Raw genomic sequence first — 26,934 nt, 5'->3', positions numbered from 1 at the left:
CAACACAGACCCCCACTACAGTCTTTCTTTGAATTTTGTGGGGATCGTACAGGCTTTATGCACGGCATCCAGTGAATCGTGCATGTAACGCTGGATTTCGCGCATAGCGTGGAATGTAAATATTTTGATTTTATCTAGTGCTATTCAATTTACCTTATCATTCCATCATCTTATATTAATGCCATTTTTCTCATTGGTTCTATTCGAACCCATATATTTGTTCCAGGATGTCATCGATACCTTTTTGGGCTGCATAAATTCCTGAGGCAGTTTTACAATTCATTTGATTCGCATCATGCAATAATCTGTAAGAACGATATAGATTGGTTCTGGCATTAAACCAGTATTCTTTTAAGATAAATCTTCCGCTATGAGCTACTAATTTTGCAGATTCTTGTATTATGGATGAGCAAGAATTGGTTTGATTAACATTTAATTCCCCAATTTTTTGTGACAGTTCATCGCATTGATTCGCAAGATAGGCTTTTTCTTCATCAGGCATACTGTGTGCTGCAAGTGAAAACAAGAAAAAAGAAGCACAAATAAGAAGTTTTTTAAGCATTTAATCATCCCTAATAAATTTGAGTCCAAAATTTTCACACGAAAATTTTACATGGGATTTCTAACTTTTCAATCCTCATTAATTAATTTACAAATCGACTCATAAATTCATTTGATGTACAATTAAAATCCATGATGTTTTATAAGATTAACTTTATGTATTCCCATATATACCCATCAACAGTACAAGCAACGGATAAGGAAGATTTACGCAAAAGGTTAAATGGAGCACATATTGACCCTAAAAGAAGCGATCATCCGCTACTTACCCCAGCTGCTGAGTTAGCATTAAAAGGACAATTTAAGCAAGTAGAATGGTTACGGGAACTTGGTGCAAGCGTTGATTCCATTGCCTATGCTTATGCAATAGCCGGAAAACATGATAAAGTCGATGACTACCGCAGACTGTATAAAGCAAACATTGACATTATTGCTCAAGGCTATGCTGTAGCTGGAAATACCCTGATGGTTGGAGAATATCAGGCGAAATATAAAGCAAGCGTCCATGCAATCGCCCAAGGATACGCTTTTGCAAAAAATGATGACCAGGTTGAACACTATAGAAAAAAATTTAAAGCCAGTGTTCATGCAATTGCGGAAGGCTATGCTTGTGCGGGCAATCATGAGCAAGTGCTGTATTACTGGGAGCACTATAAAGCAAACATTAATGCCATTGCTAAAGGTTATGCTTTAACGGGACAACATACAAAAGTCAAAAACTATCAGACCTCAGCAAGTGTGCGGGCGATTGCCCAAGGCTACGCAATTACAGGGTATCACACTAACGTTGAACAATATCGTAGGAAACATAAAGAATGCATCGATGCAATTGCTCAGGGCTATGCAATCACTGGAAATCACACGAAAGTTGAAGAATATCGGACGCGATATAAAGCAAGCGTTCATGCAATTGCCGAAGGTTATGCGCGAGCGGGAAATGATATAAAAGTTGAAGAATATCGGAGCAAGCATGGTGCAAAGCCACTAATGATTGCCAAGGGCTATGCTCTAGCGGGAAATCATGCAAAAGTTCAAGAATACCGTACGACACATCATATAAGCTTGTTTGCAATTGCCAAGTATTATGCTTTAGCAGGAAATTATAACCAAGTTGAATACTATCAACATCTCGCCGATACACGCCTTGATCAAAACTTCCGTAATCAAATGATCACCGCAATTGTTCAAGGTTATGCTTTAGCTGAGAATTATGAGAAGGTTGAAGAGTATCGGAAGGACTATAAAGCAAACGTTTATGTGATTGCTCAAAGCTATGCTATGGTTGAAAATCATGACCAGGTTAAAAAATATTTTACCGAATATCCAGCAACTGTTCATGTGATAGCCCAAGGCTATGCTTCAGCCGGAAATCATGACAAAGTTGAAGAATACCGAATAAAATTCAAGGCAGATGTTAATGCGATTGTTGAGGGGTACGCTTTAGCAGGCAATCATGAAAAAGTTGAAGAATATCGAACCAAGCATGGAGCAAGCATTAAAGCGATTATCAATGGCTACACTTTAGCTGGCGATAAGGAAAAAATTAGAGAATATGACATTAATAAACTCTTATCAGGCTATCTCAAAGATAGAGAAAAAAAAGTTGATTCTTCGGGAAAAACTAAAGAATATTTCTATACTTTTTTTACCTGTATTCAGAAAAGCTTGACACAAAAACGCAATGCAGTTAAAGCGGTACAACGTGCATTGCAAGGCGAGAAAGTTGTTTTCTCCGAAGAGAATATTGCCACATTGAGAAATGGCAATTTAGGCAAAGAATTAAGGGCATTCGTTAAAACCGGTAAAGCAGATGAACTCTTTAGTCAGAAAGTGCATACAGTAAGAGAGTTTTTGGATGCGCTTCAGAATAATTTTTCTACTCAGCTAAGAACCTAATTGCTTCATGACTAGACTTGATAAGGCACAACTTATCCTAATCGCACCTACTTTTGGGGTATCCGCTCATCCTCATTAACTATGATGCAAAATATAGATTTTTTCCTCGAAACAAATTATTTTAATTATGCTTTTGGTGAAATGAAAACAAAAATATCGTGCAACATCCACTGGCGCTAAAGCTCTGATTACTGATTTGGGAACTCATGCAGTGAAAGCACTATGTGATTAGACTATTCTGGCTTGGGCCAGACAAACCAGCCCCAGATCTAATCCATTCGTTCTCGCTCATCTTGTATTAAAGAGTCATATTGACTGCTTTGTTCTTCCAGGACTACGATGTCGTTGTTGCAAATATATGGCTGCAAGCGATTAAATTTTTCTTCGGGCCACGAATAGATATCCAGATTGATGATGCGTTGAATCACATGTTCTGCAAATCGTTTTTTAACAATTCGAGCTGGGCTACCGGCAACAATACTGTACGGTTCAACTTCTCGTGTTACCACGCTATTGGCAGCGATGATTGCTCCTTCACCAATGGTAATACCTGGCATAATCATCGAACGCATACCAAGCCAAACGCCATCTTTAATGCATGTATCGCCCTTACCTTGATAAGCTTGGACATAATTGTCTGCAAAAGGATACAAACAAAACCAATCAGCTCGATGATTATGATTTCCTCCTAACATAATAATTGCCTCAGCGGCAATACAAACATAATCCCCTATATAAAGCTGATCAATTTCCCATTGCGACTGCCAATTTTTTAAACTGAATTCATCTCCATAGAGGTACCTGACTACTGTTTCTTCGAAACTGCCTGTCCACGCATCACTGTAATAGCTATGTGTCCCTTTTATGTGAATGTTGGGATTCTTTACATTCTCGTGAAGATACTCTACTCGAGACCAATGTTTTTCTACTGTTTTTATCATGATTATCGTTTTTCTTTTAAAAAAATAATTTTAGCTAAAATGAGATAAAAACTAAATTTTTAAAAAGTTATAGATTACCTGCTCGACATTGACTATGCTCAATGTTGAGACAGTGCTATTTACAATCAAAGGAGTGACATATTATGAACCGGTCTTTTTTAAAAAGGATCAGTATTTTTGCTCTTACAATGCTGTTTTCCTTATTAGTTAATGCAGATGCTGCAGGAGACTTTCAAACTCGTTGTACTGAGGGCTGGATGAAACATGCAGATGAAGCAAAAGACAAAGTAGATTTTAAGAATTTTGGTGAAAAATTTTGTGGTTGCGCTGCAAAACAACCATTAGACGATAAAGAAAAAGCAGCTAAGGTATGTATGTCAAGAACTTTGCTTCATGACGCGATGGACTCTATAGAAGATGACATCGGCTTAAGCAAAGTAAAAGACAGTGATGTTGCTGATTATTGTCAGGACCGATGGGATCTTGTTCTCCCCAAACCAACTGACGAAGATAAAAAATTAATTACTGCCTATTGCGAATGCGCTAAACCTAAATTAGTCGAACTGCTCAAAAAATCAAATGATATGACCGATAAACAATATTACGATGAAATTGATAGTGTTGCTGATGCGTGTGCTGATAGCGCCGTCGCATCAAAACCTTCATCACCAAATTAAAAAATTCGCTCCTCTCCTGCTCATAAGAGAGGGGTTTGTTTTCCATGCCCAATTCAAAAATTTCTCAGCCAAGCATTCATACAATCACGTAGGATCGGATATATGAATCGAAACATTTTCCAAGAATAATAAGGGTCTTTTTAGTGAATTAGCCAATTTCCTACCCCAGCATATTTTACAGGGAATGAATCTTTTAATACATGCAATTTTTTCTCTAGTGATATGAATCATACAGATCCGAAACGCAATATGATATTCCAAACCCGCACCAATTTTCATTGCTATAGCATCACAGTTAGGTTCGATAATCTGCGTTGCTAATGCTTCCGTAGCAAGGAGTGATACTTCAGGCGTTAAATTACTATAAAGCTGACTAAATTCCCTATCATAAAAAACCATCTCTTTTTCCAAACAATAAGCATATCTCTCTCGAGTCAGTGTGAATTGACATTTACCGCTGTATCTAAGATAGGTTGCAGTTGCATGTACCTGAACCGAAATTAAAAAAAGACATAAGAAAACACTATGATATGTTTTTTTCACAATACACTCCCTGTTTCAATAGTTCAGCTTCATACTTATTTCGAGTAAATGAATGGGTACCTAATCCACTATAAATGTTAATGCAGCATTAATTCAACTAATCGATATGCTAAGCAGAGCGAATTAAATACCTAGCGTTTTATTTGCCAAGCTGATGCTCAGATTTCAATTTTGTGATTGAAGAAAAATGTGCGCATAGCTATTCTATGTAAGCATTTTTCTGATTGAGTAAAATTGAAAGGTGAGTGTCAGATTGGATGAAGAAAAAGCTAGGTATTTAATTCGCTCTGCTTATGATAAATACCCGCGAAAAAGAGGTAGTACACTGCATGAAATACACTAAATATGGTTATAGGATAAACCAACTTACTGAAAGCCATGGATTTTCCTGGTTATTTTTGCCCGGTGGTCCAGGATTGGGATCGGAGTACCTGGCTGATTTGTGTCATAAATTGTATTTGCCTGGGTCTATTTTTCTTTTAGATTTTCCTCAGGATGGGACCAATACCCAGGGCGAACTGAGCATCAAATATTGGCAAGAAGGTTTAATCGATTTGTTAAAATCCTTTCACCAACCAGTATTGGTCACTCACAGTTTTGCAGGAATGTTTGCATTAAATTTACCCGAATTAAAAAACTATTTAACAGGACTGGTATTAATGAATACCACGACCAAAAACAGTTTTTTCGAACATGTAAGCGCCATGCAACAGCAACATCATTTACCTGATTTGCTTCCTGCAGCCACTCAATATCATTTAAGCCCTTCAGATGAAACATACAAAGAATTTTGGAACACTTATAAATATTACTGTTTCACTGCCGATGAATTAACGGAAGGGGAAAAAATCCTCCCTCTTTTTGCTTTTAATAACACAGCTTATTATCATGCCATTGAACATTTTTATCCCGATTATTCCTGCAAATGGTTTCCCGAATCCATACCCACAATGACCATTGCCAGCGAAAATGACTTTATTTGCCCACCCAAAATCTTCCTGGAAAATAAAGGGTTCCAAGGGAAAAACACTATCAATAAAATCATTGCTCAAGCAGGCCATGTTCCTTGGTTAATGGCTTTTAACCAAGTTCAGCAGTGCTTTAATGATTTTATAATCGAACTGAATTCGGCAACAATGAATAGAGCTCTTGCATAATCTACGCCTTGTTACTTTATTGCTGCGATGCAAACATAAAGTTGTCTTAGGCAGAAATGTATCAAGCAAAGGATACCTCCATTGGTATTCCTTGTTTGCTCTAACGAAACAAACAGGTTTCTTGCGATTCGCGACAGGTCCAGTTTCCTGGGTAACTGCCTTGCTCCCAATTACTGCCTGTGCGGATGTATTGAGTGGATTTAATTTGTATCAAACCAATCTGGTTCAGTTTATTATCAAATAAACCGTAGTTACATCCTGCGATTCCCAGACGAGCAGAAGTAAACGCATAGTTCCAACGTACATCATCAGCTTGTTCATTATTAGTGCACGATTTGCCATTAACACTTTCACCCATAAGTACCCAATGCGCCCCATTAGGAACAATCATGACTTGCCATGCTCCATTAACACAGATCGCATTGATATCTAAACCAGGACATGTTGTATTCGCGTAAGCCAATGAATTCATCAGACTAAGACCCCATAAAGCAAACCATACATTTTTTTTAAGCTTCCCATGATGTGCACTAACTCGCGATAATCCATTCATGTAATATTATCCTTATTCAGAGTAATTTAAGAAAATCATATTATTAAATAAATTTCCCAAGAAAAGTAGTCCAGCTTATAAGCGAGAAATATCGGAAATGAAATGTCATAAACTCATTTATGATGTGAAATTCTGAATCACTGCCTCAAGCTCAGACACTAATTGTTGCTTGCGTTGTGCGGTACAAAAACTTGCCTGAATGCTATTTCGTACTAACTGAACTAATTCCTGATTGGTTAATTGGAAGGTGTCTGCTACAGCACTATAGTTTTCTTCTATGTAGCCGGAGAAATAAGCAGGATCATCCGAATTAATCGTAACAGCCAGCCCCATATTGAGCATTTTTTTAATAGGATGTTCTTTCATGGTCTTAAAAACACACAGTTTAATATTGGATAAGGGGCATACTGTAAGCGGTATTTGGTGTTTTTGTAAGCGCGCTACAAGTTCCATATCCTCTAAACAGCGCACGCCGTGATCAATACGAGATACCTTTAAAAGATCTAAAGCTTCAGTAATATAAGCTGCCGGGCCTTCTTCGCCTGCATGAGCAACAGTTAACAAACCATGAGCTCTTGCTTTAGCAAATACCGCAACAAAATCTCTGGGGGGATGAGCACGCTCAGCAGAATCCAAGCCCACAGCAATAAATTTATCTTGATACGTCAATGCACTTTCTAAAGTACGCAAAGCATCTTCTTCAGGCAAATCTCTCAAAAAACATAAAATCATCTCTGAGCTTATGTTGAACTGCCTTTTTGCCTCTTCCAGTGCTTTATGAATGCCATGAATCACTACTCCAATATCAATACCTCGAGCAGTATGTGTTTGCGGATCAAAAAAAATTTCCGTATGTCGTACATTTTGCTGCTGTATTTTTTGCATGTAGGCCCAGGTTAGATCATAAAAATCTTCTTCAGTTTGCAAAACATTGGTTCCTGCATAATAAAGATTTAAAAAGGATTGCAGATCAGTAAATTGATAGGCAGCATGAAGTTCCTCAGGATTTTTGTAGGGCAATACCATGTTATTTCGTTTTGCTAATAAAAACATTAAATCAGGTTCAAGCGTCCCTTCTATATGAATGTGAAGTTCAATCTTAGGCAACGCCATAATTAATTTATTCATTTTATTTTTCCTGTTTTAGCTGACGCACATCCGATTCAAAATTAAAGCGCATAATGATTTATTATAGATCGGAGTATAACCTCTTATTTGATATTTGGGGTTGGATCAATTACTTTCTTCTAAATAAAAAATTTTCTTATATGTGGGTTAATGGATGACCAATCATCTTATAAATAAAAATGTTGATATTTATAAATATCCAAGTGAATTCGAACATAGTTTAGGCTCGATCACGCTCGGTGATTTACATGGCAACCCAATCAAACTCATCCACTTTCTCTTTCGTCAGCAAATCATGCGCTTTAAAGATGAGGTGAAAGATATTGAGGAAGCTTATCAGCAATTTGTGTCACTCTATGAACAGTATGGTGAGATCCTTCAAGAGTATCTGGAAAACCGTACTCTTTTGCAACTTACACAGGTAAAAATCGATAATACAAAAGAACGTCTTGCAAATCTGGATAAACAATTAATTGAAGGAAACAAAGAAACGCAACAATATCAAACTTTGGTCCAATTGCGGCAACAAACACTGGAAAAGCTCCATACAGCTGAAGAAGAACAAAAAAAATTAAACCAAAAATTAAGCGAACCTAAAAATAAGCTGCCTGACTGTGTTGCCCAATTTAATCACTTCATGGCGCAATTAGAAGTCTGTGATAATCAAACGCTGGTTCGTCTTCTTGGTGATGAGGTTGCTGATCGCGGAAATTGTGATTATTTCACATTAAGAATTCTAAATTTGCTTCATCGCAATCATTGCCCATTAACTCTTCTTGTTTCAAACCATGGCAGTGAGTTTATTTATGCATATGAGCAACTCATCGCAGGACATCTGTTTGTGCCTCAGGGTTATATCGGTGATTTTCAAATCCCTTCGTTTTGGGGGCTTAAGCTTTTACTTGATCACGAAATTATTCCTCATTCCGAGTTAATCCATTTGGTTAATGAAAGTTATAAACCCACCTTAAAGATTCTGGATTACACTATAAGTGAAAAAGGGATCACATTATTTAGTCATGCTCCCATCCGCTTTGATGCCCTGAAATTGATGGCTAAAAGGCTTGGGGTGAACTATGACGACTCCACGCTTCGAGCCTTAGCAACAACGATTGATCAAATAAATCACCAATTTCAATCTCATATTGAGAACAATACCATTCATTCCCTTTTTCATACTGATGCGATTCACGACAGAACCAACATATCAGAAGAAGAACGAGCCGCATGGCCTTTGGTTTATCTTTTATGGAATCGCTGGGATGAAACGAAGGAAACTGAAACCGCAAGACCTGCAACACACAATGGATACACTATTAATTATGTCCATGGACATGATGGATTTCAGAGTATCCTGCCCCATATTTATAACCTAGACACACCTTCCGGCAAGGATCCTCGAAAAACTGAAGATCAACAAATCGAGCAGGCGTTTCGTTATCTCATTGAGAATCGCAATAAAGTTGCAGATAAAACACCATCAGAAATCTATCTTCGCAATGTTTTAAGATATAAAGTTCTTAATTCAGATGAATACCGCTTAGAACCCAATGAACGAAAGAAACAGGAACTTCTTAAAACGTCCCTGAATAATGAGCTCGATGGCAGCATAAAAAAATTAGGTCTCCTGGGAAAGCCCGTTGTACAGCCCTCAACATCACTCATTGAGTTGCCAACAGCCAAATCAAGTCCAAGAGAATTGATCATCGCGTCCGAGGAACAAGAAGACAAAGTAGTATTTTTTCCTCTTTGAATTTAATCAACTAAGACCAGGGGGATTATTCACGAAAGGAATTTCTCTTTCCCTACGTCCTGCGATTTGCTCCTGAGAGCTCCTTACAAAATTAACCACAAAAAACTGTCATCCCTGCGCAGGCAGGATGACAGCTTTTTAGACATAACTGAAATTGTACTAGGTATAAGCATGATTATCGTTGATGTTGGAAAAATAGTTTCTGATCACCATAATTTGAGGCTAATAAAGGGCTTTCCAGCATTAATGTTCCTATATGATACTCTGTACCCTGATATTCCCCGTATATTTCATAGAGGGAGCCCATAGGTACTTGCAAAAGAGAAACTCTAAAATCTTCACGTGAATTTTCTGGAATCAAATTTTTGACTAAGTCAGTCGGCCTGAAATAGATTCTCTCAGGAAATATTGGAATCCCTTTGTATTTACCCTCACTCGTCCAAGCAGCTAAATGCCACAGAGGCAAATTATTTGCGGGATCCCGGGTGAATTCAAATATTTTCTCAATTGCAGTCAACGTCCAACTTGTAGGATGAGGGATTTTATTTGAAAAATCTTTTGCAAAATAATTCCAATTATCTTTTTGTCCCTCAAGTAAATTCATTATGTGCAAGTTTAAAGATGGATGTTTGGAAACTAAAATTTTAACAGCCATTCCAGGAATATAATTATCTTCAGCAGGAGGAGTCGCCAAAGAAAGACGTGCTACACCAATTCCACCGGACTGATAAATACCGGTAAAAGGATGACCCGCTGCAGGAATTAAAGTAATTTTTCCTACGGAACCATTAGCATGAATAATTTTTACTCGGCCTTCTGGTATTTCATCACTGGCATGATCAAATGTAGGTTTTAAATGAAACAATCCTTTTATTTTTTCAAGTACTTCATTATAACTATTGCCAGTTAGTGGGGGCAAAGGTTCTTCCGCATTGCTTAAGGTAATTTCATTCCATAATAAAGCTTGTTTTTCTGCAGCAGATAAATCCTGATAATCGCAGGGTAATTGGGCGTATAAACCAAAGCTCATGCAAAAATAGATCAATCCATTAATAATCAAAGTCGAACAACGGCCCATCAAAACCTCCTTGTTATTAAAGTTTATTTTTGTGACAGAGTATACGAAATAGGAAAGCTTTTCTAATATTTTTTGAGTACATGCGTGTAGCTTGGGTTCGATTCACCCAAGCTACTTTTGATGAGCTGTCATGATGACTTCATAAAATGATCATAAATAGCACGGCTAGCTAAGGCTATGGCACGACTGCGTGGATAATCACTGGCCGATTTTGATTTGACATATACTGCAATCGCAATATGTCCTTTATTATGAGGCAAGGTAATAATTCCAACATCACTAACAAAACGATATAGTTTTTTAGAGCCAGGATATCTTAAATAGTCTCGTTCATAGATTGACCAGGTTCCTGTTTTATGTGCCACTTTCACATTGGCAGGTAATAATCCTTTTATTCTGCTGCGTCCTGTGCGGCATTGCTCCATAATCTTCATCAGAAGCTCAGTACTTGATTCTGAAAGCGCTTGTTTTTTATATAACTTTACGAGCAACTTTGCCATATCATTCGGTGTCGTAGTGTCGCGTATGTCTTTTTCAAAGCGCTGCCAAGCTTGCTGTTTTTCTTTAAGAGGAACACGATTAGATATTTTTTGCCAGGAATACACTGGTTGGCGTTTTTGTAAAAAAGAACGATCCACATGATTTGTATCTATAAACATTTCCATAATGGAACGATTAATGAAAATATTTTTGAATCCTAATGCATTCATTCGTTTTGCTACATATCGAGGCCCATTTGCTGCCTGCAATAATGCATCACTTGCACTATTATCGCTATTTTTAAGGGTATGCATCAGTATTTGTTTTAAGGAAATATTCAGTTTTTTCTTTTCAAATAAATAATGTAGCGCTCCAGAGCCAGGAACCGAATACCGTGAATCCATTTTAATCACTCGATTTAATGAGTCTTTTTTCTCATCAACACGATGTAAAAAAGCCATTGCAATGGGCAACTTGATGGTACTTGCCATGAAAAAACGTTGGTTACTGTTATGCGCGATTACTTTATTTTTCTCTATATAAATGGCAGTAATTCCCATCACTGTATTTGATTTTTTTTCAATATCTTTTATTTTTTTAATCAATTCTGTATCACTTTGGCTCGCAAAACCATTCACTGAAAATACAATACTAAAAAGCCAACACAGTAAGGTACTTTTTTTCCTTAAAACATGAGCACACTGCGCCAGTAATTTTATTTTCATAAAGTATTTGATCCCTTCTTCATTAGAGTTTTTGCATAATCTGTGAATTTTTTTTGCTTTAGCGCAAGGCACAGGCTATGCAGCTCTATTATTTTTATTCAATTCATTAGCTCAAATAATAGACAATATATGCATTTTTAAACGTGATCGAAAAAATTTATGCCAAAAATGTCCCTATCAGCATGTAACAGTCCATAGTTTAAGAAGGTTTGTGATGAGATAAGGGATTAAATCTTCTTTGTACTGCATTTTTGCCTGATTTTCACTGTCTGTGCAATAAACGAGACAAAGCATTAAGCAAATTTTTATTCTATTTTTAGATTAATTACAACCTCTTGCGCATTTTCAGAGCCAGTATGCTTGTTATTTAGACGAATAGTGCATTGCTATTCTTCTTTTTAGTAAGCATCCTCAGCTCAATGCCCTATCCATTAGGCCAACAAAACCAATCATTGAATTCAGTAATAAAAACGCGTCTATAGACTTCCGCTATCTTCAAAATATGTCTTCTTTTTCAGTTTTTGTCTGCTTGAGGGGTGCACCATTAAAAATCCTAAAAATAACAAACTTTGGGCGCAAATTATGCATAAAACGAAAAAGTCATCAAGAATTATTTGATTTAAATATTATACTTATTTTGAATGCCTTGAATCACATTTTAGAACTCACATTAAGATAAGAATTTTCCATATAAGCCAGTAGTTCGTCCTTATTCACTGGCAATTGAGTTAAACCCACGTATTTATCTGGCCGAATCAGTACTGCAGTAGGTTCATTGATTTTGAAGTGTTGATGCATTTTTTGATTGTCATCAATTAATACTGAAATTTCTTCGGCAAACGGTATTATTTCAGAGGTGGACAATACAATGTGCGTTTTGATTGATTCTTTAAATTGTTGTTGGACCATTGCGGCAATTTCAGACAAGACAGACAATTGACTGTTTGCAAGTCCAGAAAACAAAAATAAATGGTGCTGTGTTCCTTGAGTAATGTACTGTAACTCTTTTTTCTCTTTATTTTTAACATCAACAAAAGAAAAATTAATGAGAAACTCGCCTATTTTGAAATGTGTTTTTTTACCCAATATTTTCACTATGGGACTCTTAGCATAGCTTACTGCCAGTTCAGCAAGATCATAAAGGATAATATTTTTAATCGAATCGAAGGACATGACTGTTTGTAAAATAAAATTACGCAAATTAATCAACCATGGGTTAGTCATCATAATCAGATTCGTCATTATCCCTGTCTTTTTTAATACTTTTGCAGCGATAGGATGACGCTCAATATGATAACTATCAAGTAAAGAATTTTTTGCTAGTCCTTTATGTACGAGTGCCAGTTTCCAAGCCAGATTATAAATATCTTGGATGCCCGTATTCATACCCTGCCCACCCATAGGGCTATGCACATGCGCCGCATCGCCAGCAAAAAAGACACGCCCATAACGGTATTTTTGAATTTGTTTGTGATCAATCCCAAATTGACTAATCCAAAGAGGGTCTCGAAGGGTCGCTTTATCCGAACAGCGTGCTTTAAAGGTTTGTTCTATATTTTTCATTGTTGGTTCTTGATGCATGATTTTTTCGGGTGCAGTCATTACCAAGCGATAGCGTTTATTCCCCATGGGAAAACAGGCAACTGGTCCTTTATCGCTCACATAAAGAACCATTTTATTTTCTGGAAGTTTCCAATCAATCAGCAAATCAGCAAGCCACCAAGTTTGTGTGTAGTAGGAACCAACAAACTCAGCATGAACCAACTTTCTTAACGTGCTGTGTGAACCATCGCAAGCAATAATCCAACTTGCCTGAACTTTTTCTAGAGTGCCATCAACATGTTTTACAGTGGATACAATATGATCTGATGCTTGCTCTATTTCCGTAAGTTCCGTTTGCCATTCAACATGAAGCCCCCTATCGATTAGCTCGTTACATAAAATATGTTCTGTTTTGTCTTGAGGAAGATCAATAATATAATGACGATTGGCTTCAAGGTGAGTATAAGTCGCATGAATCAGTTCTTTTCCCTTAGATTTAAACAAGAGGCCGTCTACTTTATGCCCCTCAATAAGTATTTCATCAAGAAAACCGCAGTCCTGAAGAAGATCAAGCGTTCGAATATGGAGGGCGAGCGCCTTGGATTTATCACTAAGTGTTGATTTTTTATCAATGATCCGACAACTTAAACCTTGACGATTAAGTTCATTTGCACAAAATAAGCCGACAGGTCCTGCTCCAACTACCAATACATCCAATAACTTATCAGACATATGTGCTCCCAGCATGAGATAAAATTCATAAGAAATTCATTTATTATTTATTGTAGCAACTTTATCTGTCTTTAATTTGCTTTATTCTTCTTTTCTGTAACCGTCTTTAAAAAGCTGGTTCAATCCCTCACGGTAAGATGGGTACTCTAGATTTACTTTGAGCTCTTCTTTAATTTTTGCATTAGATACCCGACGATTACTTGCATAAAACTGCTTTTCCATAGAGGACATCGTTGCTGTTTCGTAGGATATAAGTGGCAAGGCAGGAAATCCGAGTAATGATGCAGCGTACGCATCAACAATATGGACTGGTGTGGGTTCATCATCAGCAACATTATAAACTGAATATGGCTGAGGATTTTTTAGCGATGAGAGAATAACCGAGGTAATATCCGCAACATGTACTCTGGAAAAATACTGTCCTTCCTTATAAATACTGGCTTTTTTTCCAGCAATAATACGTTCGATTGCATTTCTATGCGGACCATAAATTCCTGCCAATCGAAAAATATGCAGCGGAATTCCGTGTTGTCTGGCAAAAGACATCCATTTATTTTCAGTTATTAACCTTAATTTACCCTGTATTCCTGCTGCTATGGAACTGGACTCTTCAGTTACCCAAGCACCTTGATGATCTCCATAAACACTGGTAGAAGACAGATAACCCAGCCATCGGATATGTGATGTGTTTTGACTGATTAAATCACTAAAACACGAAAGAACAGGGTCTCCTATTTTTTCTGCAGGTGGAATACATACTAAAATATGGGTTGCCTCGCTTAAATAAGGCTCTATTTCATCCCCGCAATAATCAATAAGTTTGTAATGTTCTTGAGTGCTATTTAAGATTTTATTCTTATCTCGAGTTGTGCCAATCACTTTGAAATTTAATTTAAGCAGCTCTCTGGCTAAAAATTCGGCGGTATAACCAAAACCAAAGATAAAAAAACAAGAAGATACAGAATGATTTTTCATAGTGAACAAACCCATAAATTTTTTCTCGAATTAAGAGTCCTTGTAGCCTGGGTGCAGCGCAGCAGAACCTGGAACATGAATAAACTCCTTATAATCCCGGGTTTCGCTGCGCTGCACCCAGGCTACATTTTAATTCGTTTGATAAGTCGAGAAGTTCTGCCCGCGTGGGATATTCTTACTACTACGCACTAATTTCATAACTCGATTAACAAAATCTGGCCCTGGATCGTCTTTATCCGTTTGATAATTTGGATCCCGCTCAAGCCAAAGGGGAGTATTCTTAAAATTTAAATACTCATTATGGCCAATAACATATTTTATTTCCGGATATTTCTTTTTAAGATAACACACTAAAAATGCATTTGCCTTTGTTTGTGCTTCTGTTAGATCATCCTTACTGTCTATTCCTCCTATATTCTCAATACCAATCGCATAATGATTCAATCCAATAACATGTCTTGCCATCCAGTTGTCGGGCATGAGTTGATAAATCGTTCCGTCACGATCCACTAAAAAATGACTTGATACATTCAAGTTACCAGGTAATTCTTTTATGCGTGGGGAATTTTGAGGGAATGTAGGTGGATTAAAAACACGAAAGGTTGCCTTAAGAGTGGGAATACAAGTCCAATGCAATACGATCATTTTTGGTTCAATTTCAATTGACTTAGAATCAATTCCATAATGAGTTAATTGATACTGTCGTGTTAAAGCAATGCGCTTTTCATCAAATTGAATTGGAGCCTTATGAATTTCTTGCCTATCGTAGCAAGAAAATGCATGTACCAGAGAACTTATAAAAAATGAACAATACAGGAAAATTTTCATATTATTTTTTTAGTACCATAAAATAAGCAGTCACATAATCGGGTAAATGACGAGTTGCTTGCGAGAAGGCTTTGCTCCCTGCATAACTACCTGCGAGAAAATCAACTTGATACAAATTATTCTGGAATGCACCACCAGTGTCAGCAAAAATACCCATGCGTGTCACCATTTTTCCCTTCTGACCTGGATACTGTACCATCAAAAGTTTTCCTAAACCAAACTGTTCGAGATCGGCGGCAAAAGTGACTTCAGTATTTACCGTAATTTTATGATCCGCATCTTTTCCATAACCTTTGATACCCGTTACCGGTTTAAAATACCAATAACGTTCTTGTTGATAAGGATTTTTGGCTTTGTCATAGGGAATATTGTTGCATCGATGAACATTAAAGATTTTTGTTTGATGATTCGGGTAATCGGCAATAATGGTTCCTTGCATTAAGGCTGCCTCCAAGTCGTCTCGATTAAAATAGGCGAGCGGGGGAACATTTTTATTTGCCAATGCGCCTTTTAATATTGCTTGTTTCCCATATTGGAAACGTGTCAGTTCAGATTTTGCATCTGCTTCTTCAAGTGTCAGTTGCTCTTCATCTCTAGGGAGTCCATAAAGAGCAAAAGGATAAACAACACTGCATTTCGTTGATGCTTTTGCACGATGTACATAATACTTAGTCATTAAAATTTTATCTGAGGGCAAATGAGCAATGAGTGATTTTTTCTCCCTTAATGGTTTGGCTTGCTCCAGATCAGGATACCAGCGAACAAAATCAAAGTGCTTTTTAATAAAAGCAGGATTATTCAATTCATTTTGGTGGCGGCAAATAAAGATTAAAGTTTTTTTGATGCGTGAAAGAGGTATAGCAAACGCTTTACCTTCGTGAATGACACGAGGGTCATAGTGGCTGCCTTTATTTAAATAAGCCAAAGTTTCTTTGGCTGTCGCACATAATGCAGGCCCATTGATTTCATACTGGGTGGCAGAAGAAGGCTCTGCAGGTACAAAATGGGGAGCAGCAAAAGCTTGCATTGTCACTAACACGCCATAAAAGAAGCTTTTTATTTTCATAGGTTCCAATCAGTATGTGTTAAAACAGAATAATACCATATGTGAGCATAGCAGTGCAGAAAATCAGAACAGTTTGGCCAAGATAGTAGAAACTTAGGTCTGTTTCCATTTCGCTAGCTTGAGTCAAAATGCCCTGGTTTTCGAGTACCGAAGCGCAGCATACACGGAGTATGTGAGCATCAGAGCGCAGAAAATCAGGGCAGTTTTGGCCAAGATAGTAGAAATAGAAACGGACCTAAGCTGCTTCCGCTCCGTCCAGCTCTGAGTCATTCGATTCAGCTGTTAAACGATTAAAATGCCAGGAACTGTAAAGTGCTCCAAGCCCACAAGCAATTAACCCTAAAGGCAACGCATTGAGCGTTTGCATGAGCAGATATGCACTTAAGATAGTTAAAAGGGATGAACCAAACATACGTACGGTATGAATTATGGCCAGTGCAAGGCCAGTGTTTTCCTTATAATCTGCAAGCATGATCGACATGGTAGCTGGTGCAGTTAAACTGATCCCTAAATTACAAATTAATGCAAAAGATAGGGAATACAAATTGAATTCATAAAGAGTTGCGCACAATAACATCGCAAAACCACCGATAATAATGAACCAACTGCCAAGATAAATGGTTGCAGCCATGCTGAAATATTTACGAAGCCAAATGCCTAAATAGTTTCCAACGATAATATTTAATCCATTGATAATAAAAATAATACCATACACTAAGGGCGAAAAACCAAATTGATCGATAATGATATAGGATGAATTAATCACTGAAAGCATTACTGCCGCAAAACTAAACATCATAATAAGCGAACCACTCCATAAAGAAGGCGATGGAATGATCTCTTGATACGCTTTGATTATTTTTTTTACGATAAAAGGTTCTTTGGGTTGGCTCCAAAATGGCGATTCAAATAATCCTTTGCGCGACTGAAGCAAGAGCACGATACCGATCGCAGCCATTAACATAAAGTTAGCTTGCCAGCCATAATAGGTAAAAATAAGCGAGCCAAGCACAGGAGCAAGGATGGGTGATATTGAAACAATCATAGAAACATAGGATAAAACCTTGGCTCGCTCTGCAGTATCTTCAAAATCTCGCGAAATTGAAAAAGCAACCAAATTAGCGCAGCATAATGCAAATCCCTGTAAAGCCCTACCGAGAATGAGTACCCAAATATTAGGCGCAAGAGCACATAGGATACTGGCAAGCACGGCAACCACTAAACTGCCTGGCAATAAACGACGTCGGCCAAAATGATCGATTAACGGCCCCCAAATTAATTGGGTCACGCCAAAAACAACCAAATAAATACTTAAGGTTAGTTGGCTTAGACTATGCGTTGTACTAAAAAAATGGGTGATATAGGGCAAGGAAGGTTGATAGAGATCAAAGGTAAGCAAAGAAAAAGCTGATAATAATCCAACAAGCAAAATAGAGGTTCTAGATTGAGACATAATATTCGTTTTATAAAAAGTAGCGAAGCATTATAGTAAAATCTCTTTGCTTTTGCTCTAGATCCAAGAAAAAATTTGCAATGACGGACTAAAATTGAGCTTGTAGCCTGGGTGCAGCGCAGCGTAACCCGGGATTGAACCATTCACTCCTGATACCCGGGTTACGCTGCGCTGCACCCAGACTACTCCAATTAACCTTTGCGAATCAAATAATTACTGCCCGCATGAATTACTTTTTTCATCCGATTATCCTCATCCGGATTAGGCTGACATGCTTTAAAAGCATCTTTTACTGATGCAACACTAATAGGTAAAACAGGTCGGCTGTCGGTTTCTAAGTAACCCTCTTTATTCTTGAAAATAGTAAAATGATCGGAAGCAAATTCCTGGCATTCAGTTAAAGTTTCATCCTGGCAAATCGAAAATTTAATGGTTCGCTCCACATGATATGAATCACCCACTTCATCAGCGAAAACGATATCACCATATACTACGCTATGGCGAGTTCCACAAAAATAATAGCCAAATTTATATTGACCATTTTCAACAACATCGGTGCGGATATATCGTCCATCGCCTTGAGTCACGCCATTGAGCGTCACAATATGGCGCACCTCTTCTTTGGGGGCACTTTCCGCAATTGCCAAACCAGTTAGAGCCAATCCCATGATTAACAAAGTAATTTTTCTCATTTTTTATTCCTTATCTGAAAAAACATCCTCAAGGAACGTGTCTTTAAGGATCAATAAACCTACTCTAACGTCAATTCGGAGGGAAAATTTTTACCAAACTGACATCGCAGCCCCATTATCCTAAGAAAAAAACCATTTGAACAGATAAAAAAATATAACTCTTTGACCAGAAAAAGAACAAATAAATTGGGAATATCTCCCTAATAAAAACAAACGTGCTGGACAAGATCAGTGGCAGTGACGATAATTATGGCTTTTTCATCTAACATTGCACATGACAACACCACTCATTGAAATTAGAAATGTTTACAAATCATACGGCAATACTCCCATTTTGAATGATGTGTCCTTAAGCGTTAATCATGGTGAATTTTTAACGTTGCTGGGCCCTTCAGGTTGTGGGAAAACCACATTGCTACGTCTTATTTCGGGTTTTGAATACCCCACACAAGGCGAAATCTATATCAATGGCCAATGTGTTAGCCAATTACCACCACAAAAAAGGGACGTGCATACGGTATTTCAAAGTTATGCTCTTTTCCCCCATTTATCCGTTTATGAGAATGTTGCTTTTGCTTTACGGTGTAAAAAAGTCCCTGCTCAAGAAATTAAAGAACGTGTTTTTGATGCATTAAAACTGGTGCAACTCGAAGGTTTTTCAGAGCGAAATATAAAGCAATTGAGTGGAGGACAACAACAACGAGTAGCTATTGCACGTGCAATTATCAATAGACCGCAAGTACTGTTGTTGGATGAACCATTAAGCTCTCTCGATTACAGACTTAGAAAAGCCATGCAATCCGAATTAAAACAATTGCAGAAAACCCTGAATATGACTTTTGTTTTTGTCACTCATGATCAAGAAGAAGCCTTATCCATGTCGGATCGTATTGTAGTCTTCAATCACGGACACATTGAACAGATAGGAACGCCTAAATGTGTTTATGAAACACCTGCAAATCTCTACGTCGCAATGTTTATTGGTGAGGCTAATATATTTGATGTACACGTTCATTCCTTGCACGATCGCGATCTGACGACCTTTATCGAGGAAATCCCTTTACTTTGTAAAAATAACGGCAATTATCACATTGGCGATAGGCTGCATTTGATAGTACGCCCAGAAGATATCAGGGTCTGGAGTTTATCCGAAGTTGAGAACCCAGAAGGAATGCTTCCTGGTCGAATTATAGATATTATTTATAAAGGCTCAACCGTTGATCTCAAAGTTGCACTTTCTTCAGGAAAAATAATTAACGCCTCAGAATTTTTTGATGAGGACGATGATAAATTGGAATATACACTTTCTGAGGACGTGTGGGTGCAGTGGTTGCCAGGCTGGGAGGTTTTACTACCTTATGAAGGCTAAATCTTTTGCATTATACATCTTATATTTTTGGTTAGTTGTTTTTGGTCTTATTCCTTTATGCATGATGTTTGTCGCCAGTTTTCTTTCTAAAGACAGCACGCATCTTGTTGCCTTGCCTTTTACCCTGGAAAATTACGCAACTCTATTTACTCCAGTCTTTGCAAAAATTTATTTTCGCTCTTTATTTATTGCATCGATTGCAACACTGCTGTGTTTGTTCATTGCCTATCCATTTAGCTATTTAATGATTAAATCAAAACATCAATCTATCTTCTTGTTGTTGATTATCATCCCCTTTTGGACAAGTTCCTTAATAAGAACTTACTCTTTAATTGCCATCCTAAAGTATAAGGGCGTTTTAAACGCACTCTTACTCAAATTACATTTAATTAATGAACCCCTCTCATTACTTTATACCAATTTTGCTGTGATTATTGGTTTGGTATACAATCTATTTCCCTTTATGGTGCTGCCTATATTCACGAATATGGAACGTTTTGATTTCCGATTATTTGAAGCAGCTAAAGATTTGGGAGCAAACAAGTGGTCTGTCTTTGCTCGAGTGTTCTTACCAAATACAGCACCAGGCATTTTATCAGGCTGTTTGTTAGTTCTATTACCAGCAATGACTTTATTCTACATTCCTAATGTTTTAGGTGGAGCACGTTCCATTTTACTGGGTAATTTAATTCAAAATCAGTTTCTCGTCTTAAGTGACTGGCCTCAAGGTTCTGCCACCAGTGTGGTGCTCACCATATTACTTCTTTTATTATTTCTTATTTTTCGACGTCAAAAGAAGAGGAGTGTTCAATGAACTCCTTAATGAAACGCCTTTTTCTTTTTTTTGTTTATGCCTCGCTTTATATTCCAATCGCGGTATTGGTTTTATATTCATTTAACGATGCAAAATTTTCACTCCAATGGCATGGCTTTTCTTTAAAATGGTATTACGAATTATTTCACGATCGCGGCTTGTGGACTGCCTTTTTTAATTCCATTATTTTGGGCCTTATCTCCGCATTGATTGCAACCACCATAGGTTTGTTGGCATCCATCCATTTATTTTTATTTGGCTCGAAACATCGCCAGATTTTATATGCCGTTTTACTGTCACTGATTATTATTCCTGATTTGGTTCTTGGTGTTGCCTTATTAATTTTCTTTAATATCACCAAAGTACCCATGGGCTTTTTAAGTTTATTAATTGCTCATGTTACTTTCTGTATTCCTTTTGTTATTGTCACGATTAATGTGCGGATTAATACACTAAATCCCAATATTTATTTTGGCGCATTAGATTTGGGAGCAAGCCATTATATTGCGTTAACGCGAATTTTACTGCCTTTATTATGGCCGGCAGTATTAAGTGTTTTTCTTTTAAGTTTTACTTTATCTTTTGATGACGTCATCATCAGTTATTTTGTAGCAGGACCTGATTTTTCCATTCTCCCTTTAACTATCTATTCATTAGTACGTGCCGGGGTTACTCCTGAGCTTAACGCGTTATGTTCTATTACCTTTGTTTTATCCATGATTTTGGTGATCATTTCTCATCGTCTCTCCGGGAAGCAAGTATGAATTATTTTTTATTCGTGTTGGTTTTTTTGGCTTTTAAAGCATTTTCTGCCCCTGTTGTTAATGTGTATGCATGGGGAGGAGAAATTCCCAAAAAGTTGATTCAACAATTTGAACATGATTCTGGAATTAAAGTTAATTTTTCTACCTATGACAGTAATGAGACTATGTATGCCAAATTAAAGGCAAGTCAGCACACTGTATATGATGTGATTCTTCCCTCTGCCTATTTTGTTGAACGTATGAAACGACAAGGGATGTTGGAACCACTGGATCACCAGCAACTGCCCAATATGAATAATCTGGATGAACGCTTCATGAATAATAATTATGATCGCGGTAACCGCTACAGTATGCCGATTATATGGGGAGCAACCGGTATCTTTTTTAATCATGGCACGGTATCCAACCCACCTAAAAGCTGGAAGGAGTTGTGGGCTCCCAAATGGCATAATCAGCTGATGCTTTTGGATGACTCCCGCGAAATTTTTGCAATTGCCTTAATGAGCCTTGGCTTTGATCCTAATGATACAAATCCAGAGCATATTAAAAAAGCCTATGAACATTTATTGCACCTTGTACCTAATATTAAATTATTTGTGAGCGATAGTATTCAGGCAATGATGATCGATGAAGATGCAGCAATTGGTTCTGCATGGAATGGCGATGCATTTAAAGCACATGAAGAGAATAAAGCAATTGAGTTTGTCTATCCTGAAGATGGTTTTGTTATCTGGGTTGATTGTTTGGCTATTCCTAAAAATCCGCCTCATCTGAAAGAGGCCCTGCAATTTATTAATTTCATTCTTAAAGCAGAATCCAGTGCGCAAATCGCTTTAAAAGAAGGACATGGAATTACTAATGCAAAAGGAAGAGCCTTACTGCCCGCTTCCATTAAAGATAATCCTATGATTTACCCACCCAGAGCAATCATGGAAAAAGGTCAATTCCAGCATGATGTAGGAGAAGAAACCCTACTGCTCTATAACCAATACTGGGAGCACTTAAAGCTGGCTTTTTAACTGTCTTTATCCCTTGGCTTTGTTGCAGGGCATGTGACCTCCATTCCGTACAAAAAGTGATACAATAGAAGTGCTCATTTCAAACTCATCGATGTTGAATTACCTATTTGGACAAATCCAACATCGATGATACTGTTTAGTTAAGAGTAGTGTACAGATTGTTCGCTGCTCTTCATATGAGAATGACAATCATTGATAAATAATAAAACGCCACTATCCGGAGCACAATCTTTGGGACTATGACTCGATTTATCAGGAATATCCACAGATGCACCTGCTTCTATAAGCAGTTTAATCATTGGCTTATCCCCATTTTGTACCGCCTTGTGCAACGGGGTTTGTCCTTCTTTGTCCTGAAGATCTAAGGAGGCACCTGCTTTTACCAATGCGCGAGCACAATCAAAATTTTTGCTCGAAACAGCCCAATGCAGTGCTGAACGTCCATAAGTAGGATCTGCTTTATCCAGATCTGACACTGACATCGATTTAATCAATACCTTGAGTTCAAATAAACGTCCCCAGGTAGCAGCTCTTCTTAACGCTTGATCATGCACCGGGCTACCCATTTCACCCGATTTACGCAATGAAGCACAAACTGTAGCAAGTTGTACTGGATCTTTCGTTTTTCGTGTGTCACCGATAAAAGTAAGAAGTTTTGGTGCGATTTTTCCGCTTGCCCGATCCATAATAGTCTGGTTCGCACTCACTAATCTTGAGTTTACAGAATCCAGTTTTAACAAACTATCGGTACGTTCCATATCCTTACGGCTTAGTGGTTTATTAGCAAAAAGCAAGTCTGACAATTCAATAATCATGTCGGGTAATGCTCCGAATAAGGAGGTATCACTCGAAACTAATGACTTCACTGCAATTAAATAAGCCGCAACAAATTGCGTATTATTATCCATATCTTGATAATAAGGCAGCTTTTTGTCTCGCATTGCTTCCAGAGTACTGGTGACGCCAGTTGATAAAACCAATGAGCTTGTTGAATGAGCAACCGTTTGCCGCATCACCCCGCTTGGTAATGATTGATGGTATTCAATTGTCGGCAGAGGCTTGGAAGTAGTCAAAGTCAAATCATGTTCATAAGCATATCTAATTTCAGACTTTTTACTCCCGAACTCCCCAACAAGAATGTACTTGTCTTGATCACTTAACTTAATGTACTGTGCGATTAATTTATAATCCTTAGAAGAATCTACTGCGGCAAGATACATAAATCCATAATTACCTGTAGGAACTTTTGCCTGGTCGGAGCTTGATAATGCAGGTAAATCTTCTGCTTTGGTAATCGAGGGTATGCCTAACCTATCTGATCCAAGACCAGCGCTCCCAATCAACATATCGCGATCATCAAAAGAATCATAGAGTCCTGATTGATCCATCTTGGCTTGCATGCGATAAAGGGATTGCGTGAACATATCTGCAAAAGCCATCTGGTTTACATTCCCTACAAATAAGAATTTACTGTCAGGAGAAAGAACTCGTTTGATAATATCTCCTGGAGCATGCTTACAACGGTTGGCATCGATAAAAGCTACAACTGTATTGTCAACTGCATCAAACGTCTCTAAAGAAGACAGTCCAACACTAGTCCCTTCGATGGATACGCGACCATCCACGGGAGCGCCATACATACTTGTAAATCGAGGGATACCATCAAGTGTACTGACTAAAACAACGTCAATATCCGGTATATTCTGTTTGGCAAGTTCGCGGACCATGTCCTTTGCCATATTACCTGCAAAAGCAAAATCACCTTTTGCAGTAGGATTTTTACAATTAGCATGAATAAGAATTACTTTACCCATAATTTACCCTTAATTGTTTAATTTATGGGCAAAATTTTATAACTTTAACCTTAACAAAATATTAACAATATGTTTTTTTTATTTAATTTTAGATGAGATCGCAATCATTTATTAATAAAATCAACTACATCGGTTTAAAATCAAATTTGATGGTTTAATAAAATCATCAAATCGATTCATCTAAGCAGAAGAAGGCGTCAGAAAAGAAAAAACAGTACTTCATTTCTAAATTTACTTTTGGCGTGAAACACTTTCATGGTAGAATAATATTTGTACATTGGGGGTGCCAATTACGGCTGAGAGGATAAACCAACCCTTTGAACCTGATCTCATTCGTCTGAGCGGAGGAAAATGTGTCTATTGTTTTGTTTTCGGGTATTGTTGCTTTTATTACTTCTTTTATTGGTTTGTTACCGCAAATTATCAAATCCTTAAAAACGAAGTCAACCCAAGATCTCTCCATGATCATGTTGATTAATTACCTTGTTTGTTCTGTAGCATGGATTATTTATGGGAGTAGTACCGATTCCTTTTTTGTGCTCAGTGCAAATGTAGTGGGTTTACTTGTCAGTCTGCTACTTATTCTCTTAAAAAGACATTATGATGCACGATGTAATTAATTTAACAGGATATCAGTCCATTTTATGCCTCAATGGAGAGTTGCCTGAATCCTCTTTTTTTAATCGGATGAACTTACCTATCATTGCCGCTGATGGAGCCGCAAACAGTTTATTAGAACGTGGAATCCGCCCTCAATTAATTACTGGAGATTTGGATTCTGTCCACCCAATGATTCTGGAAAACCATCCTTTTCTTCATTCGCCAAATCAAAATCAAAGTGATTACCAAAAAGCAATGTATTATTTAAAAGATAATGATTTACTACCTGCCATTATTGTTGGCATAAATGGTGGCTATTTGGATCACATACTAAATAACATGAATATCTTCATGGAAACAAACTGCCTTTTATACGCTCCCCCCCTAAGAGGTTTTGTTCTTCATGAACAATCCAAGATGAATTGTTTGTTACCTACTCAGACAAAAATTTCATTAATGGGAATACCTAAAGCAACTCTATCTTCAAAAGGGTTACAATGGGAACTCAATAACACGCCACTTTCCTTTCCAGGAAAGACATCATGTTTTAATCGAACTCAATTGCCTGAAATCGTTTTGGAAGTTCATCAAGGTTCCGTTCTGGTTTTGATTTACGAACAAATGATTGAAGATGCAGGGTTAGCCGCCCGATAAAGAACTCTTGCAAGCCTCCTGTAAAATGACTGCTAATTTGAGCTCCTATTTAATTTACTACAATGGAGCACTGATCACCTACCATCACTAAAGTCACCGTACTGTCTTTAGTTAGCACTTTAGAACCACACAAAACATCGGGGCCAAATGCGGAATTTTTTCTATACCCAAATATGTATTCCCTATTTACTGGTCCTTTGCCCGAATGGATTTTGCCCCGAGACCCGGATCGTTTACCATCCACAGTAAAACCCAAGGCAGCCGCTGTTTTCTCTTTGGTTTTTACATCAACTCGAATCGTATCATGAGCAAAAGCTTGCATTGAAAAAGAAAGCAGGACTAGGACGTTCAAATTTTTAAGAGATTTTTTTATCATAATAAAACACTCCTTGTTCTATGTACTTTTAATATAATCCATTTAATGAATTAGGGAAAATCATTAGGGATAAAATGTAATTTACTTGATCTATAAGATCATTTTTTAGTGCATTCAGCGCTTTTATAGGACACCATGTTTCTATTTTTCTCTGGAGCTCTTAAAACCGGACTGAATACTGCCCATGCACTGTTCTTAGGTCCATCAAAAACACTGAATGAAATGCGTTCCGCCCAAGAAAGTCGCTATCAGGCGTTCTCAGCCATGATGACCTCCTTAATTATCATGAGCAACAAATTGGTGCGAGAAGACAGTATTGGTGCGCCCAAAACCTACTTCCTGGCCTGATTATTTAAAGCTTATGCAAAACCATTCGCGGAAAGAATAGTACAGTCGCCTGTTTCTGTTGCCTCCCCTAGAGCATTGCTTGCAATGATAAAGCAATTAATCATTGCTTTAGATAATAAGATAATACAGAAAATGTAACCCAATTTTTGCACCTGCTTGCACGAGACTCGAATACGGTCATCTCAACTAAACTAAAATCAAGCCCCACAAGCCATCCCTCCATTCGGGAATCCGCTTATGTGATGGAGACGTCATTCAATTAATAAAAGAATTGAATGCCAACAGTACTGTGGTAGTTACAAACAATGCGGCAAATTCGCGGTTTGTTCCTGAGCGATCCACGCGAAATTTAATCCCCTACCTACCGCGCTTTATGCCTGAGAGATAGACAAAAAA

Annotated in this window: 26 protein-coding genes and 1 riboswitch; of the genes, 11 read left to right on the top strand and 15 right to left on the bottom strand. The window is 37.6% G+C overall.

The genetic code is table 11. The annotated features are described in order from the left end of the window. Positions 1-199 precede the first annotated feature (199 nt). Positions 200-562 (bottom strand): hypothetical protein, encoded by a 363-nt coding sequence (locus tag A8O27_RS16775; protein WP_058459374.1) that lies wholly within the window; start codon positions 560-562, stop codon positions 200-202. Between the two features lie 155 nt (positions 563-717). Between A8O27_RS16775 and A8O27_RS16770 the strand changes: the two genes are divergently transcribed. Continuing rightward, entirely contained in the window at positions 718-2,457 is a 1,740-nt protein-coding gene (locus tag A8O27_RS16770) for a hypothetical protein (protein ID WP_058459375.1), read from the top strand. A 269-nt stretch (positions 2,458-2,726) separates the two neighbouring features. Here the strand turns inward: A8O27_RS16770 and A8O27_RS16765 are convergent, their stop codons facing one another. Continuing rightward, complete coding sequence (locus A8O27_RS16765) at positions 2,727-3,398, bottom strand: CatB-related O-acetyltransferase (protein WP_058459376.1); 672 nt, start codon at positions 3,396-3,398, stop codon at positions 2,727-2,729. A 143-nt stretch (positions 3,399-3,541) separates the two neighbouring features. On the opposite strand from A8O27_RS16765, the gene A8O27_RS16760 reads away from it, so the two are divergent. After that, positions 3,542-4,075, top strand: a complete 534-nt coding sequence (locus A8O27_RS16760; protein ID WP_058459377.1) for a hypothetical protein — start codon at positions 3,542-3,544, stop codon at positions 4,073-4,075. An 84-nt stretch (positions 4,076-4,159) separates the two neighbouring features. Here A8O27_RS16760 and A8O27_RS16755 read toward each other — a convergent pair whose 3' ends face one another. Further along, positions 4,160-4,618 carry a lysozyme inhibitor LprI family protein gene (locus tag A8O27_RS16755; protein WP_235810512.1) on the bottom strand — a complete coding sequence of 153 codons (459 nt, stop codon included), beginning with the start codon at positions 4,616-4,618 and terminating at the stop codon, positions 4,160-4,162. Between the two features lie 329 nt (positions 4,619-4,947). On the opposite strand from A8O27_RS16755, the gene A8O27_RS16750 reads away from it, so the two are divergent. Beyond that, a complete protein-coding gene (locus A8O27_RS16750; RefSeq protein WP_058459379.1) occupies positions 4,948-5,775 on the top strand; it encodes an alpha/beta hydrolase in 828 nt (275 codons plus the stop codon). A gap of 100 nt (positions 5,776-5,875) precedes the next feature. Here the strand turns inward: A8O27_RS16750 and A8O27_RS16745 are convergent, their stop codons facing one another. Continuing rightward, the gene (locus tag A8O27_RS16745) at positions 5,876-6,328 is read right to left on the bottom strand and encodes a hypothetical protein (RefSeq protein ID WP_058459380.1); all 453 of its coding nucleotides are present in this window, start codon (positions 6,326-6,328) and stop codon (positions 5,876-5,878) included. A gap of 117 nt (positions 6,329-6,445) precedes the next feature. After that, positions 6,446-7,456, bottom strand: coding sequence for an adenosine deaminase (locus A8O27_RS16740; RefSeq protein ID WP_058459381.1), 1,011 nt, complete (start codon positions 7,454-7,456; stop codon positions 6,446-6,448). Between the two features lie 154 nt (positions 7,457-7,610). Between A8O27_RS16740 and wip the strand changes: the two genes are divergently transcribed. Then, positions 7,611-9,209, top strand: a complete 1,599-nt coding sequence (wip, locus tag A8O27_RS16735; RefSeq protein ID WP_058459382.1) for a Dot/Icm T4SS effector Wip — start codon at positions 7,611-7,613, stop codon at positions 9,207-9,209. 175 nt (positions 9,210-9,384) lie between these two features. Here the strand turns inward: wip and A8O27_RS16730 are convergent, their stop codons facing one another. The 8 genes from A8O27_RS16730 to A8O27_RS16695 form a co-directional block, all read right to left on the bottom strand. Continuing rightward, the gene (locus A8O27_RS16730) at positions 9,385-10,287 is read right to left on the bottom strand and encodes a hypothetical protein (RefSeq protein WP_058459383.1); all 903 of its coding nucleotides are present in this window, start codon (positions 10,285-10,287) and stop codon (positions 9,385-9,387) included. A gap of 128 nt (positions 10,288-10,415) precedes the next feature. Next, positions 10,416-11,492 (bottom strand): class A beta-lactamase, encoded by a 1,077-nt coding sequence (gene bla, locus A8O27_RS16725; RefSeq protein WP_058459399.1) that lies wholly within the window; start codon positions 11,490-11,492, stop codon positions 10,416-10,418. Positions 11,493-12,143: 651 nt separating this feature from the next. Then, the gene (locus A8O27_RS16720; RefSeq protein WP_058459384.1) at positions 12,144-13,766 is read right to left on the bottom strand and encodes an FAD-dependent monooxygenase; all 1,623 of its coding nucleotides are present in this window, start codon (positions 13,764-13,766) and stop codon (positions 12,144-12,146) included. Positions 13,767-13,847: 81 nt separating this feature from the next. Then, on the bottom strand, positions 13,848-14,741 hold the full coding sequence (locus A8O27_RS16715; protein WP_058459385.1) for an SDR family oxidoreductase: 894 nt from the start codon (positions 14,739-14,741) through the stop codon (positions 13,848-13,850). Positions 14,742-14,870: 129 nt separating this feature from the next. Continuing rightward, positions 14,871-15,569 (bottom strand): peptidoglycan recognition protein family protein, encoded by a 699-nt coding sequence (locus tag A8O27_RS16710; protein WP_058459386.1) that lies wholly within the window; start codon positions 15,567-15,569, stop codon positions 14,871-14,873. Between the two features lies 1 nt (position 15,570). Further along, a complete protein-coding gene (locus A8O27_RS16705) occupies positions 15,571-16,635 on the bottom strand; it encodes a hypothetical protein (protein WP_058459387.1) in 1,065 nt (354 codons plus the stop codon). Positions 16,636-16,870: 235 nt separating this feature from the next. Then, positions 16,871-18,088, bottom strand: a complete 1,218-nt coding sequence (locus A8O27_RS16700; protein WP_058459388.1) for a multidrug effflux MFS transporter — start codon at positions 18,086-18,088, stop codon at positions 16,871-16,873. A gap of 191 nt (positions 18,089-18,279) precedes the next feature. Beyond that, positions 18,280-18,780: a hypothetical protein gene (locus A8O27_RS16695; RefSeq protein ID WP_058459389.1), complete on the bottom strand. Its 501-nt coding sequence runs from the start codon at positions 18,778-18,780 to the stop codon at positions 18,280-18,282. Between the two features lie 274 nt (positions 18,781-19,054). Between A8O27_RS16695 and potA the strand changes: the two genes are divergently transcribed. The 4 genes from potA to A8O27_RS16675 are packed head-to-tail and all read left to right on the top strand — an operon-like array spanning position 19,055 to position 22,746. Continuing rightward, positions 19,055-20,149: a spermidine/putrescine ABC transporter ATP-binding protein PotA gene (gene potA / locus A8O27_RS16690; RefSeq protein ID WP_058459390.1), complete on the top strand. Its 1,095-nt coding sequence runs from the start codon at positions 19,055-19,057 to the stop codon at positions 20,147-20,149. Beyond that, positions 20,139-20,963, top strand: coding sequence for an ABC transporter permease (locus A8O27_RS16685; protein WP_058459391.1), 825 nt, complete (start codon positions 20,139-20,141; stop codon positions 20,961-20,963). Before potA ends, A8O27_RS16685 begins: the two co-directional genes overlap by 11 nt. After that, positions 20,960-21,727, top strand: coding sequence for an ABC transporter permease subunit (locus tag A8O27_RS16680; protein WP_058459392.1), 768 nt, complete (start codon positions 20,960-20,962; stop codon positions 21,725-21,727). The genes A8O27_RS16685 and A8O27_RS16680 overlap by 4 nt, the downstream gene beginning before the upstream one ends. Then, positions 21,724-22,746, top strand: a complete 1,023-nt coding sequence (locus tag A8O27_RS16675; protein WP_058459393.1) for an ABC transporter substrate-binding protein — start codon at positions 21,724-21,726, stop codon at positions 22,744-22,746. Before A8O27_RS16680 ends, A8O27_RS16675 begins: the two co-directional genes overlap by 4 nt. Before the next feature lie 140 nt (positions 22,747-22,886). Here the strand turns inward: A8O27_RS16675 and ankY are convergent, their stop codons facing one another. Beyond that, positions 22,887-24,560, bottom strand: coding sequence for a Dot/Icm T4SS effector AnkY/LegA9 (gene ankY, locus A8O27_RS16670; protein ID WP_058459394.1), 1,674 nt, complete (start codon positions 24,558-24,560; stop codon positions 22,887-22,889). A gap of 269 nt (positions 24,561-24,829) precedes the next feature. Beyond that, positions 24,830-24,927: riboswitch (TPP riboswitch) on the top strand. On the opposite strand from ankY, the gene A8O27_RS16665 reads away from it, so the two are divergent. Together A8O27_RS16665 and A8O27_RS16660 are read left to right on the top strand one after the other, a co-directional pair. Beyond that, positions 24,914-25,180: an SWEET family sugar transporter gene (locus A8O27_RS16665; protein WP_058459395.1), complete on the top strand. Its 267-nt coding sequence runs from the start codon at positions 24,914-24,916 to the stop codon at positions 25,178-25,180. Its footprint overlaps the riboswitch before it by 14 nt. Further along, positions 25,164-25,814 (top strand): thiamine diphosphokinase, encoded by a 651-nt coding sequence (locus A8O27_RS16660; RefSeq protein WP_058459396.1) that lies wholly within the window; start codon positions 25,164-25,166, stop codon positions 25,812-25,814. The genes A8O27_RS16665 and A8O27_RS16660 overlap by 17 nt, the downstream gene beginning before the upstream one ends. Before the next feature lie 49 nt (positions 25,815-25,863). Here A8O27_RS16660 and A8O27_RS16655 read toward each other — a convergent pair whose 3' ends face one another. Then, complete coding sequence (locus A8O27_RS16655; protein ID WP_058459397.1) at positions 25,864-26,190, bottom strand: hypothetical protein; 327 nt, start codon at positions 26,188-26,190, stop codon at positions 25,864-25,866. 135 nt (positions 26,191-26,325) lie between these two features. Here A8O27_RS16655 and A8O27_RS16650 point away from each other — a divergent pair, with 135 nt between their 5' ends. Beyond that, positions 26,326-26,538, top strand: a complete 213-nt coding sequence (locus A8O27_RS16650) for a hypothetical protein (RefSeq protein WP_058459398.1) — start codon at positions 26,326-26,328, stop codon at positions 26,536-26,538. Positions 26,539-26,934 lie beyond the last annotated feature (396 nt).

The sequence above is a fragment of the Legionella bozemanae genome (genome assembly GCF_001648595.1).
Taxonomy (GTDB): domain Bacteria; phylum Pseudomonadota; class Gammaproteobacteria; order Legionellales; family Legionellaceae; genus Legionella; species Legionella bozemanae.
This window is presented reverse-complemented; position numbering and strand designations above follow the sequence as displayed.